Here is an 11735-nt window from a genome sequence, read left to right as displayed (position 1 = left end):
CGACACCGTCGCGGGGCTGGCCCTGGGCCAGCGCGACCTGCTGTTCGGCGACACCATCATCGGCTACTTCCAGTCAGACTCGGCGCGCGCGGCGGCGCGGCCCGCGGGCGCCCCGGCCGACACGTCGCAGAACGCGCAGCTGGAGCGGCTGCTGGCCTTGGGCTCGGCACGGTCGCTGTACCGCATGGCACCGTCCAGCGACAGCGCCCAGGCGGCGCGGGCGGAGGGGCGCCGCGGGATCAACTACCTGATCGGCGACACCATCGACCTGGCGTTCGCCGAGGGCGAGGTGGACGTGGCCACGGTGCGCGGGCTGAAGCGGGGCGTCTACCTCGACCCCGCCCTCCGCGACACCGCCCGCGCCGATTCCACCACGCGCGACACGGCCGCCGCACGCGTGGCTGAGCGCACCCCCGCGGCCGTGCGCCCCGGCGCTCCCGCGGCTCCCGCGGCTCCCGCGGGCGGGCAGCCGACGTCGCCGCCCGCGCCCGCCCCGACGGGGTCCACCCCACCGCCCGCGGACCGGCGGAGGGTGCCATGAGCGGCGGCTTCGAGCGGGTGGCCGCGGCCAAGGGCCCGGCGGACCTGAGCACCCTGATCGCCCTGCGCGCCCTGGTGGACCACGCCAACGGCGACGGCACCGTGGAGCGCGCCACCTGGCTGACGGCCGTGCGCGAGGAATACCGCCGCTGGTACGCCCGGCACGACGGCGCCGCGGGGCATCCGCAGAACTTTCCGGCCGCGGAAACGGTGCGGTATCTGGACGAGCACATCGTCCGCGCGCTGGAAGACGACGGCCTGCTGGAGCCGCTGCCGCACCCTGGGCCCGACGACGGCGACCTGGCCCCCGCCGCGGAGTGGGCAGCCGTGCGGCTGACCCCCTGGGCGGCGGGCGAGGTGGATGCGGACCGCCAGCGGATCGTGGAGATGCTCGATGCGCGCATCGGCGGTATCCTGAACGACGGCGCGCCTTCCTCGACTCCGCTCGACGCGGCAGGCGATGCGCCCGTGACGGAGGACGCTGAGGCCCCGTCGACCGCGTACGTGGAGCGCGCGTCGGCCCTGGTGCCGGGCGGGTCTACGCTCAAGGCCACGGGGCTGGTGAAGACGTACCGCAAGCGCCGCGTGGTCAACGAGGTAGACCTCCACGTGTCGCAGGGCGAAATCGTCGGCCTGCTGGGGCCGAACGGGGCGGGGAAGACCACCAGCTTCTACATGATGGTGGGCCTCATCCGCCCCGACAAAGGCAAGGTGTTCGTGGGCGGGCGCGAGATCACGCGCATCCCCATGTTCCGCCGGGCGCGCGCGGGGATCGGGTACCTGGCGCAGGAGCCGTCCATCTTCCGCAAGCTCACGGTGGAAGAGAACGTGATGGCCATCCTGCAGATGATGCGGATCCCGCGCGCGGAGCGGAAGCGCCGGCTGGAGACGCTGCTGGACGAGCTCTCCATCAAGCACGTGCGAAAGAGCCGCGCCTACGCGCTGTCCGGCGGCGAGCGGCGGCGGCTGGAGATCACCCGCGCGCTGGTGGGCGAGCCCAAGTTCATGCTGCTCGACGAGCCGTTCGCCGGCGTGGACCCCATCGCGGTGCACGACATCCAGCAGATCGTCAGCGGGCTGCGCAAGCGCGGCATCGGCGTGCTGATCAGCGACCACAACGTCGAGCAGACGCTGGACATCGTCGACCGCGCCTACATCATGTACGACGGCCGCGTGCGCGTATCCGGCACCGTGTCGGAGCTGGTGTGGAACGACGAAGTGGCCGAGATCTACCTGGGACCCACGCTCACGGCCCGCATGCGCGAGCGGTATCCCAATCCCGCCCTGTCGCGGCCGGCCCCGAACGGCCATACTCCGGATGTGATGGACGAATACGGCTCCTGGCCCGATCAGGGCGAGCCGATGGATGCGGACGGCTACGACGAGGTGCTCGACGAGCCGGAGCTGGCGTGGGCGCACCCCGCCGACGCGGCGGGCCACGATGGGCCGGCGGCGCTCAGGACGGCGGAGCTGGAGACGGCGGATGTGGACGGGAACGTGGACGAGACCGGCTTCGGCGTGGCGGACTCGGAGGTGGTGGCTCCGGACGAGGCGAGTCCGGCGGGATACGAGGCGGAACGAGGCGGCTGAAGGCCCCAACCGATGACGCGTGAACCCGCGGCCCAGGGCCGCTGGCCCGGGAACGGCGGCGCGCGGAATCCAGAACAGGACGAAGCGGTATGAAGACCGGTCTCTACCAGGGAACGACCCTCAAGCAGGAGATGAAGATCAATCCGCGCCTGTACCAGGCGATGGATCTGCTCTACATGCCCCTGCTGGACCTTCAGCAGCACCTGAAGCAGGAGCTGCTGAACAACCCCTTCCTGGACCTGGTGGAGCCAGACGCCGAGGAAGAGGTCAAGGCCGAGAAGGACGACGAGAAGAAGGACGACGAGATCGATTGGGAGGAGATCCTCCTGAACGGCTTCGAGACCGGCGGCCGCCGCGAAGAGTACGAGGAGCGCGAGTACTACGAGCCGGTGTCGGTGGACACCAAGGACCTTGGCGACCACCTTCACGACCAGCTGACGCTGCTTCGCCTGTCGGAGCGCGAGCTCCTGCTGGGCGAAGAGATCATCGGCAACATCACCGACGACGGGTACCTGGTGTGCCCGCTGGAGGAGATCGTCCAGACGCTCAACGACTTCGTGCGGGGCACCGAGGAGTTCCAGGGCGTGCCGCCGTACGTGCTGGAAGAGGCCGAGCGGATGCTGCGCACCGTGCAGGGCTTCGACCCGGCCGGCATCGCCGCGCGCGACCTGCGCGAGTGCATCCTGCTGCAGCTTCGCGACTCGGTGGTGCAGGACCTGATCAAGGAAACGGGCGAAAGCGAGCCGCCCATCGCCGAGATCGAGCGGCGGCTGAGCGACAGCCTGGCCTTTCGCATCGTCCGCGACTACTTCGAGCAGCTGATCAACCACCGCTGGAGCGAGATCAGCAAGGAGCTTTCGATCACGCCGCGCGACGTGCAGGACGCGGCGGACGAGGTGGCCAAGCTCGATCCCAAGCCCGGCCTCAAGTACTCGTCCGGGGGCGACAACTACATCATCCCCGACCTGATCGTCGAAAAGATCGAGGGCGAGTACCTGGTGTTCCTGAACGACACCAGCCTGCCGCGGCTGAAGCTGTCGCGCGCCTACCGCGACATCGCCAAGGACAAGAAGAAGTTCGTCGGCGAGAACAAGGAGTTCATCAGCAACAAGCTGAACTCGGCCAACTGGATGATCCAGGCCATCGAGCAGCGCCGGCAGACCATGCTCAAGGTGATGAACTTCATCGTCGACCGGCAGCGCGACTTCTTCGACAAGGGCGTGCAGTACCTGAAGCCGCTGACCCTGCGCGAGGTGGCCGAGGTCATCGACATGCACGAGTCCACCGTCAGCCGCGTGACCAACGAAAAGTTCGTGCAGACGCCCCGCGGCGTGTTCCCGCTGAAGTTCTTCTTCTCGTCGGGGCTGAGCACCACGAGCGGCGAGGACGTGTCGGCGCGCGGCATCAAGGCGCAGATCGAAAAGCTGGTGAGCGACGAAGACCCCGCGCACCCGCTGACGGACCAGGCCATCGTGAACATCCTCAAGGACGACGGCATCCAGATCGCGCGGCGCACCGTGGCCAAGTACCGCGACCAGCTGGGCGTGCTTTCGGCCCGCATGCGCAAGCGCGTGTGAGCGACGGCACCATGCTCCAGGTTCCGCCCGCGCAGAGCCCCGCCGCACCCGGCGGGGCTTCGCCGCTTCCCGTGGTGCCGCCCCACCTGCGCAGCAACTTCGCCGTCCTGGTTCCCGCCTTCGACGAGCTGGACAACGTTCCGGCACTCTTCGCCGAGCTGCGCGCGACCTTCGACCGGCACGGGCTGGCGGGCGAGGTGATCGTGGTGGACGACGGATCGAAGGACGGCACCTACGAGGCGGCGCTGCGCGAGGCCGCCTCGTTTCCGCGCGCCCGCGTCCTGCGTCACCGCCGCAACCGCGGCAAGACCGAGGCGATGGTCACCGGCGCGTACGCCGCCGAGAGCGAGTACCTGGTGCTCTTCGACGCCGACCTGCAGCACAGCACGGAAGAGATCCCGCGCTTCCTGGAGGCGCTGGGGAAGGGCGTGGACATCGTCACCGGGCGCAAGGTGGGGCACTACGACAAGCGCGGGGTGTCGTCCATCTACAACCGTCTGTCGCAGACGCTGTTCGACGTGCCGGTGCGCGACCTGAACAGCATGAAGGCGTTCCGCACCGAGATCCTGCGCGAGATTCCCTTGCGCCACGACTGGCACCGCTTCTTCGTGGTGCTGGCGCATGCGCAGGGGTACACGGTGTCGGAAATCGACATCGAGCTGTTTCCGCGGCGCGCGGGGGTGGCCAAGTACTCGGGGCGGCGCCGGGTGCTGGTGGGCGTGGGCGACCTGGTGGTGGTGTGGTTCTACCTGAAGTTCAGCGAAAAGCCCATGCAGTTCTTCGGCGGCGGCGGGCTGCTGCTGATCCTGGCGGGCTTCCTGGTGGGGTTGCTGACCATCGTCCTCCGCGTGGCGGGAACGATGCCCCCGTTCGGCTACCGCCCCCTGCTGACCTTCGTGGTGCTGCTGGAGACGGTAGGCTTCATCCTCTTCGGCTTCGGCTTCATGGCCGAGCTGATCGCCACGCTCCGCACCGAGGTAGACGAGCTGCGCAGACGTGGCGGGATCGGGGGATGATGGACGAGCCGCGCGTGGACCGCACCGCATTCTCGGTCTTCGACTCGTTCGAGGAGGCCGACGCGGCCGATGCTGCGTACTGGCGTTCGCGCACTCCCGAAGAACGGATGGCCCATCTCGAACTCCTCCGCCGGATCAATTATGGAGAGCGGGCAGCTGGTAGAATCGCGCGGGTCCTCGTGATCGATTCGGAACTGCCGGCCGACCCGCCACACTCGCATTGAGGCCAGCCTGTCGCTGCCACACGGTGGCGTGTTCAGTTTGGGTCTTGATGGAAATGCCACGCGGCCTCAGATTTGGGGCCGCGTGTCCATTTCGGGGAGGGGCTGATGAGGATGATCGGGATCAAGGAGGCGGTGCAGGCCGCACTCTGCTTCGCCCAGGAGCTGTACGGGCTGCAGGATGCCGAGCGGCTGACGTTGGAGGAAGTGGAGCCCACGGACGACGAGCGCTTCTGGATGGTGACGCTCGGAATTCCGGCCGCGGTCCAGCCGGTGGAACTGATCGCCCGGCGGACGGGTGCTGAGCGATACAAGGTGTTCAAGGTGGATGCGGAGACGGGGCAGGTCCTCTCGATGAAGATGCGCCAGGCGGCATGAAACTGGAGACGCTGCTGGCGCGCCATCGGGCCGCCGGCATTATCGTCGATACCAACCTACTCCTGCTCCTCCTGATCGGTTCGCACAGCCCCACTCTCATTTCCAGCTTCAAACGGACCACGCGGTATACTGCCTCAGATTTCGACCTCCTCGTAGAAGCGCTCACCTTCTTCGGCACACTCCTCACGACGGCGCACATCCTCACCGAGGTCAGCAACCTCGCCGGCCAGCTCGGCGACCCCGCGCGGCAGGACGTGATGCGTGATCTCGCGGAGATGATCCCGGTGCTCTCCGAACTCCCGGTGCCCGCCGAGGAAGCCGCGGCCGATCCCGCGTTCCCCCGGTTCGGCCTGACGGACATCGCGATACTGCAACAGGCGAGCGCAGCCAAGTACCTCGTGCTGACTGACGACTTCCGGCTCTCACAATACCTCGCCAGCATCGGCGTGGAGGTATTCAATTTCAACCACCTTCGCACGTATCTCCGCGCTTGAACGATAGCGGCGGCGCTACCAGCGGAGTCGGACGTGGAAGGGCTGGAAGACTGAAGGGGCGCGGACGAGATCGTCCGCGCCCGTTCATGTTCTGCTCGGGCCTTGGCGATCAGACCAGCGGGTTGCCCACGTCCTGGTCGCCGGCGGGGCGGGCGCGGATGCCGTTGCCGATGTCCTCGCCCGGGGTGACGCGGCCGTCTGCGCCCTGCAGCCCGTTCGCCGGCTTCGCCTCGATCCCGTTGCCGACGTCCGAGCCGGGGTGTACGCGGTTGGCGCCGCCGCCGGTGCCGGCCTGGCGCTCGCCGCGCTCCACGGGGTTGTCCATCCCGCTGGCCATCCCCTCCATGGCCGTCATGTTCTCGCGGTCGTGCATCCGCTCGCCCGTGACGTCGCTCTGGCCGGTGCGATTGGCGTAGGCCGTCGCGTTCTCGATGTCTTCCAGGCGGCCCGGCTGCATGTTCAGCCGGTCCTGCGCGGCGGCCTCAGGGTGCCCGTCCACGTTGGTGCGGTCCTTGTTGCTGTCCATGGAGATCTCCTCGGCTTTCCGGTTTCGCAAGTCATGGGGCGGGGCGGAGTTGCAAGCCACGTTCCGGCACGCATGCGTGGTGGCCGCATCCACCCAGAGACGCGGGGGCTGCTCCCGTCGACGCATCGATCGAAAAACGCCCTCTCCCTATGCATCACGGGAGAGGGCGCTTCGATCCAGCTTGCCCGCGCAATCGTCAGGGGGCGCCGGTACGCGATATCCGCGAGTTGCACGCGTACGCCACCACCTTGCAATCCGGACCGCTTGGAATGCACTCGGCGTAGGCGCCGGCTTCGGCCAGTGCGCGGGTCGCGTCTAGCGCCCAGCCAGAGCCCAGGCCGTTGCTTGCGTATGCGCCGCACGTGGGGCCGATGACGCGCACTACCACGCGGCAGTTGGTGCACTCCCGCAGCGCGCGCTCGTCTGCCTTTGCCTGCGAGGGGTGGTCCCAGCTGACACCCCAGGCATCGTTCGGGCCCACGGCGATCGCGCCGAACTGGCCCCCGGTCGTGTCGGCCGCTTGGGTCGTGTCGGCGGAGCAGCTTAGCGCTCCGCTCGTCCGAAGGCGCTCGTGCGCGGCGGAAACACGCGCGTCGATCTCGTCCGCCGTCGCGCGCCCCGCCAGCGCGCCACGGATCTCACTTTCGGCCACCTCCAGCACGCGCTGATCGCGTGCGGGGTCGCACGACGTCTCGGCGGTCTCAGCAGTGGCAGCCGTGTCGGCGGCGGTAAGCGTGTCGCCCAGCGTGTCCGCTGACCCTTCATAAGATGCCGGTGCAACCGCAGCCGACCGGTCGGATTCCGACCCAAGGACCACGACCAGCACGACGGTGGCGAGCACGAGCACGGCGAGCACGACGAGAGGAAGTCGCATGGCGGAGGGTCAACGGATGGAGTCGATGGTGGGGCAGCGTCCGGCTACGACGAGGCTCCGCGAAGTTCCCGGCGCCGCGCTCTGAATCTACCACGATCTTCCTCGTGTGTCATTTCGCACGGATGCGTCTAGGTTTGGACAGATACGTGTCTGTGCCGCATCGTGTTATCTTACTTCCCTTCACGTGTTGTCTAGCCACCGCTCCGCCGAAGGCACCGGCCATGACCCGCATTCTTACGCTGCTCGTTCTCGCCATCACCCTGGCGGCGGCTCCCGCGCATGCGCAGCCGGGCGCCCGGCGGATCACCGCTTCGTTCCAGAACGTGGAGATGCGCGACGTGGTGCGCGCCTTCGCCGAGTTCTCGGGATCGTCCATCGTGGTGGGGTCGGACGTGGCCGGAGTGGTGACCGCGGAGGTGAGGAACCAGCCGTGGGACGTGGCCCTGCGCGCCATCGTGGAGGCCTACGGCTTAGGCGTGCAGGAGATCGGCGGGGGGCTCCTGCGCATCGACTCGGCCGTGCGCATCGCGGGGCAGCGGCCGGACGCGCCCCTGGTCAGCCGTGCGATCCGGCTGAACTACGTGCCGGCCGAAAGCATCGCGGCCGCGCTGGAGCACGTGCTGACCGAGCGGGGCAGTATCTCCGTCCTCGCCTCGGCCAACGCCGTCGTGGTCACCGATACCGCGGAGGCGGTCGCGCGGGTGGTGCAGCTGATCGGCCATCCCTGAACACTGTCAGGACGAACCCGCGTCGCACGTTCTCCGGGGCAAGAAACGAGGGTATCCGCTCCCTTTTCCGCCGCCCGACGATGAAGATCCTCACGCCGCTGCTGCTCGCCCTGGCGCTGTCCGGGTGCGCCCGCCCATTCTTCCTTCCGCGCGACGAAGAGGGCGAAGTTGCCGCCCAGCGCCGCCGCTGGGAGTCGCAGAACCTGGACGACTACCGCTTCACCTTTGCGCGTACCTGCTTCTGCCCACCACCGAATGTCGTGGTGGTGGAGGTGCGCGACGACCGCGTGGTCGCGGTGACGGATCTGCAGACCGGCAGCCCGGTTACCGGGGCCAGCGCGCAGGGAATCCCCACGATCGAGGAGTTGTTCGGCTACATCGCCCGGGCGGCGGCCGAGGGGACGTACCTGGACGTGAAGTACCACTCGTCGCTGGGCTACCCGACGGAAGCGGAAATCGGCACGCTGGCCAACGACGCGGGCGCCCGGTACTCCGTCGGCAACGTGCAGCGGGTTCGCTGAACGAAAGCCTGCAGGAACGCGAAAGCCCCGGCCGACGAGCCGGGGCTTTCGCGTTCCAGGCCGAACGATCGGCTCAGGCCGTCTCGGACTTGTCGAGCATCTGGGGCAGGGTGACCACGTCCTTCACGTGCAGCTTGCGCTCGCCGCGGGGAAGCTGGATGCTCACCTTGTCGCCCTTCTTCTTGCCCATCAGCTGCTGCCCCAGCGGCGAGGCCATGGAGATCTGCCCGCTGTCCAGGTTGTCCTTGTCGATGAAGTCGCCGAACGCCAGCGTGAACACCTCCTGCTCGCGCGTGCGCATGTCCGTCACCGTCACGCGCGAGCCGAAGCCCACCCGGTCGGCGGGAATCTGCGACAGGTCGATCTTCGACAGCTCGCCGGCGCGCATGGTCAGGTGGTTCAGCCGGGCCTGGATGAACTGCTGCCGCTCGAGCGCCGCCTTGTACTCTGAGTTCTCGCGCAGGTCGCCGTGCTCCACGGCCTTCTTGATGGCTTCGGGAAGCACCACCTGCAGCTCGTGCGTCAGGCGCTCGATCTCCTCACCCAGTCTGTTCTTCAGCTCGTCGAGCATGTAGCGGTTCCGATGATGGACGGTCCACGTGCGGCAAAGGGGGCAAATGTAACCGCAAGGCTCCGGAGCGCGCTACTGTCGGGAGATGATGCCTGGCGGCAACCCCGACCGAGTTCCCCCGCCTCTCCGCACGCAGGTCGAGCGCGGCGGGGCGGGGGAGGGGCCGCGGGAGGGGCCCCGTCAGGGCTGTGGCGGAATCGGCACGTCTCCGGAGCTGGCATCTGCCCGCATCGGCGCGGCCGAGCGGCGGGCCAGCATCACCGCCGCGGCGCCGCCCAGGAGCTCCGCGGCGATCGTCCACAGGCGCGCCGCGATGGCCAGCACCGCCGCCACGCCCGACGCCATGTACGGCTCCAGCAGCATCTTCATCGACACCTCGCGCAGCCCCGCGCCCCCCGGCAGCGGCGACACGTAGCCGAACACGAACGAGAGCGCGTTCACCCCGGTCAGCGCGGGCATCAGCGACCACGGCACGTCGATCAGCGACGCGATGAACAGGTGATAGGCCGCGCCGTACAGCAGCCAGCTCACCACCGAAAGCGCCAGCAGCACCAGCCCGTCCCCCCAGCCGCCGTTCCAGCGGATCACGTCGCGCTTCAGCAGGCGCGGGATGGCGGAGAGCAGGCGGTTGAGGAAGGCCGGGTGCACGGCCAGCACGGCGCCCGCGGAGAGCGCGAGGGCCGGCCAGAGTGGGTCCACGCCGCGGAAGATGCCCCCCGTGACCGTCCACGACGCGACGACCACGGCCGACAGCAGCGACATGCCCGTGTGCACCAGCATGGAGGTCAGCAGCACGGCTCCGGAGAGCCCGGCGGACCTGCTGAGCTGCGCGACGGCGATGAACTGGAAGACCTTGCCGGGAACGTAGCGCGCCAGGTTGGAAAGGAACCAGATGCGCTGCAGCGCCCCCAGCCGCACCGGCGGATGCTCGAAGTGGCGCAGCACGCGGCTCCACACCCACACCCCCCACGCCAGCACCAGCACGTGCGCCACGACGCTCGCCGCCAGCAGGGCGGGGTCCGCCCGCCAGTCGAAGTCGCGAAGCTCGGCCCAGTGCGAATGGATGGTCGCCGCCAGGTACCAGACCGTGGCGGCGACCAGGAGGAACGCGACGGCCCGGCGCAGGGCCGGCGAGCGCTTCACGCGTCCGTCGCCTCCACGGCCGCGGCGCCGCGGCGGCGGTGGCGGAAGAGCAGCCAGGCCCCGTACGCCGCCAGCAGCGCCAGGCAGGCCAGGTAGATGGAGAAGCCGGTGTGCAGCGCGGCGGAGCGGAAGGTGAACTCCACCGTGTGGGTGCCCGCGGGCACCACCAGGCCGCGGAAAGTGTGATTGGTCTTGTACACCGGCGTTTCGCGGCCGTCCACCGTGGCCCGCCAGTCCGGGTACCAGTTGTCGGAGAGCACCAGGAACGCCGCGCGGTTCGCCGTCGTGCGCACCACCACGCGGTCCGGCTCGTGGCTCACCACCTGTGCGTTCCCCTGCAGCGGACCCCCGCCGACGGGCGGCGCGCCCGTGGTTTCCACCACCGCCGTGGTGCGAGGGTCCCAGGTGGTGTCCTGCAGCAGGGCGAGAGACTGCTCGGGGCCGCGGACGGGCACGACGCGCTCGGCCAGGTAGGCGCGGGGCAGGGCCAGGGCGTTCTCGTAGACGATGGCCTGCTCGCCCCGGAACACCTCGCGCAGCCAGGGCACCTGCACCTGGGCCGAGATCACCAGGTACCGCACGTTCGCCGCCGCCAGAAAGCGCGGGTCGCCGAAGTTATGGAAGTCCACGTAGGTCTGCGTGCCGGCCCCGGCGAACTCGTTGTAGCTCTGCAGCTGGTTGCCGTGCTCGCCCGCGGCGCTCTCCAGGCCGAACCACATCGGCTGGTTGATGAACCGCGGCCAGGCGCTCTGCCCGGGGACGGACCAGTAGCGGAACGGCCTGGGCTGCTGCATCAGGAACGAGGTCACGTCGTCCGCGGCGTAGGCCACCTCGGGCGCGTCCATCGTCTGGAAGAACTTCTTTCCCATCATCCACAGGTCGGCCACGGTGATCAGCGACAGCAGCGCCATCGCCGCCACGCTCGGCAGCTTCCGCTCCCACCAGGCCCAGACCGTACCCGCCACCGCCGCGGCGAACAGGGCGAACCTCATCCACCCCTGCGACGGCGTCAGCCCGCTGGTGCCCTCCGCCATCGCCGCCGCGCCGCTGCCCAGGAACATCGCGCCCAGGACGGCGACGGCCACGACGCCCGCGCCGATCCACAGCACCGCGCCCGCGTCGTCCGTGGCATCCGTCCCCGGACGCCGTTGGCCCCGGGCGGCGCGCAGCTCCGCCAGCCGCTCCAGCGTGATGGCGGCCATGCAGATCAGCGAAAAGCCCAGGACGTAGTACGCCAGGTCGGGCGCGCGGAACCGCTTGAGCCCGGGAAGCAGGTTGTAGTAGAGCTTGTACAGGGGCGTGTTGCCGCCCAGGGCCAGCGTCAGCGCGAACAGCCCCAGCCCCGCGAAGAACCACCAGTAGCGGTTCCGCCGCGAGTAGTACGCGCCCAGGGCCAGAAGCACCATCACCAGGGCGCCCACGTACTCCGTGTGAAGGCGAAAGGCGTTCTCGCCGCGGTAGACGGGGAACACGTACTCGCCGCGCTCGTTCTGGATGTTGGCGCCCACCTGCTCGGGCACCGCCAGCCCCAGCACGGCGCGCGGCGGCATGGAGAA

12 protein-coding genes and 2 pseudogenes are annotated in these 11735 nt (G+C 69.1%); 9 read left to right on the top strand and 5 right to left on the bottom strand.

The features are described 5' to 3' along the window. From VIB55_RS15985 to VIB55_RS15955, 7 genes and pseudogenes are all read left to right on the top strand, one after another. Positions 1-541: pseudogene (locus VIB55_RS15985) on the top strand (hypothetical protein); the annotation flags it as partial. 524 nt (positions 542-1065) lie between these two features. Beyond that, positions 1066-1779 (top strand): annotated as a pseudogene (gene lptB, locus VIB55_RS25525) (LPS export ABC transporter ATP-binding protein); the annotation flags it as partial. Positions 1780-2219: 440 nt separating this feature from the next. Continuing rightward, positions 2220-3707 carry an RNA polymerase factor sigma-54 gene (rpoN, locus tag VIB55_RS15975; protein WP_331022061.1) on the top strand — a complete coding sequence of 496 codons (1488 nt, stop codon included), beginning with the start codon at positions 2220-2222 and terminating at the stop codon, positions 3705-3707. Then, the gene (locus VIB55_RS15970) at positions 3704-4723 is read left to right on the top strand and encodes a glycosyltransferase family 2 protein (protein ID WP_331877658.1); all 1020 of its coding nucleotides are present in this window, start codon (positions 3704-3706) and stop codon (positions 4721-4723) included. Before rpoN ends, VIB55_RS15970 begins: the two co-directional genes overlap by 4 nt. Further along, positions 4720-4947, top strand: a complete 228-nt coding sequence (locus tag VIB55_RS15965) for a hypothetical protein (protein WP_331877657.1) — start codon at positions 4720-4722, stop codon at positions 4945-4947. The genes VIB55_RS15970 and VIB55_RS15965 overlap by 4 nt, the downstream gene beginning before the upstream one ends. A gap of 105 nt (positions 4948-5052) precedes the next feature. Beyond that, a complete protein-coding gene (locus tag VIB55_RS15960; protein ID WP_331877656.1) occupies positions 5053-5322 on the top strand; it encodes a hypothetical protein in 270 nt (89 codons plus the stop codon). Continuing rightward, entirely contained in the window at positions 5319-5816 is a 498-nt protein-coding gene (locus VIB55_RS15955; RefSeq protein ID WP_331877655.1) for a hypothetical protein, read from the top strand. Before VIB55_RS15960 ends, VIB55_RS15955 begins: the two co-directional genes overlap by 4 nt. 109 nt (positions 5817-5925) lie before the next feature. Here VIB55_RS15955 and VIB55_RS15950 read toward each other — a convergent pair whose 3' ends face one another. Further along, positions 5926-6342 carry a hypothetical protein gene (locus VIB55_RS15950; protein WP_331877654.1) on the bottom strand — a complete coding sequence of 139 codons (417 nt, stop codon included), beginning with the start codon at positions 6340-6342 and terminating at the stop codon, positions 5926-5928. Between the two features lie 196 nt (positions 6343-6538). After that, the gene (locus tag VIB55_RS15945) at positions 6539-7216 is read right to left on the bottom strand and encodes a DUF4189 domain-containing protein (protein WP_331877653.1); all 678 of its coding nucleotides are present in this window, start codon (positions 7214-7216) and stop codon (positions 6539-6541) included. A gap of 221 nt (positions 7217-7437) precedes the next feature. Between VIB55_RS15945 and VIB55_RS15940 the strand changes: the two genes are divergently transcribed. Then, positions 7438-7944, top strand: a complete 507-nt coding sequence (locus VIB55_RS15940; RefSeq protein WP_331877652.1) for a secretin N-terminal domain-containing protein — start codon at positions 7438-7440, stop codon at positions 7942-7944. An 80-nt stretch (positions 7945-8024) separates the two neighbouring features. After that, positions 8025-8465 (top strand): DUF6174 domain-containing protein, encoded by a 441-nt coding sequence (locus VIB55_RS15935; RefSeq protein WP_331877651.1) that lies wholly within the window; start codon positions 8025-8027, stop codon positions 8463-8465. A 73-nt stretch (positions 8466-8538) separates the two neighbouring features. Here the strand turns inward: VIB55_RS15935 and VIB55_RS15930 are convergent, their stop codons facing one another. From VIB55_RS15930 to VIB55_RS15920, 3 genes are all read right to left on the bottom strand, one after another. Beyond that, positions 8539-9036: a GreA/GreB family elongation factor gene (locus VIB55_RS15930; protein WP_331877650.1), complete on the bottom strand. Its 498-nt coding sequence runs from the start codon at positions 9034-9036 to the stop codon at positions 8539-8541. A gap of 180 nt (positions 9037-9216) precedes the next feature. Then, positions 9217-10179 carry a lysylphosphatidylglycerol synthase domain-containing protein gene (locus tag VIB55_RS15925; RefSeq protein ID WP_331877649.1) on the bottom strand — a complete coding sequence of 321 codons (963 nt, stop codon included), beginning with the start codon at positions 10177-10179 and terminating at the stop codon, positions 9217-9219. Then, on the bottom strand, positions 10176-11735 hold a 1560-nt coding region (locus VIB55_RS15920; protein WP_331877648.1), incomplete at its 5' end, for a YfhO family protein. The genes VIB55_RS15920 and VIB55_RS15925, both read right to left, overlap by 4 nt.

Origin of the sequence: Longimicrobium sp. (genome assembly GCF_036554565.1) — a bacterium.
Taxonomy (GTDB): domain Bacteria; phylum Gemmatimonadota; class Gemmatimonadetes; order Longimicrobiales; family Longimicrobiaceae; genus Longimicrobium.
The sequence above is the reverse complement of the archived record's forward strand: the minus strand, read 5'-3'. Positions and strand labels throughout refer to the sequence as shown.

Coding starts and splice junctions, on each gene's coding strand:
- rpoN (WP_331022061.1), top strand. CDS start 2,220: ATGAAGACCGGTCTCTACCAGGGAACGACCCTCAAGCAGGAGATGAAG.
- VIB55_RS15965 (WP_331877657.1), top strand. CDS start 4,720: ATGATGGACGAGCCGCGCGTGGACCGCACCGCATTCTCGGTCTTCGAC.
- VIB55_RS15960 (WP_331877656.1), top strand. CDS start 5,053: ATGAGGATGATCGGGATCAAGGAGGCGGTGCAGGCCGCACTCTGCTTC.
- VIB55_RS15955 (WP_331877655.1), top strand. CDS start 5,319: ATGAAACTGGAGACGCTGCTGGCGCGCCATCGGGCCGCCGGCATTATC.
- VIB55_RS15950 (WP_331877654.1), bottom strand. CDS start 6,342: ATGGACAGCAACAAGGACCGCACCAACGTGGACGGGCACCCTGAGGCC.
- VIB55_RS15945 (WP_331877653.1), bottom strand. CDS start 7,216: ATGCGACTTCCTCTCGTCGTGCTCGCCGTGCTCGTGCTCGCCACCGTC.
- VIB55_RS15940 (WP_331877652.1), top strand. CDS start 7,438: ATGACCCGCATTCTTACGCTGCTCGTTCTCGCCATCACCCTGGCGGCG.
- VIB55_RS15935 (WP_331877651.1), top strand. CDS start 8,025: ATGAAGATCCTCACGCCGCTGCTGCTCGCCCTGGCGCTGTCCGGGTGC.
- VIB55_RS15930 (WP_331877650.1), bottom strand. CDS start 9,036: ATGCTCGACGAGCTGAAGAACAGACTGGGTGAGGAGATCGAGCGCCTG.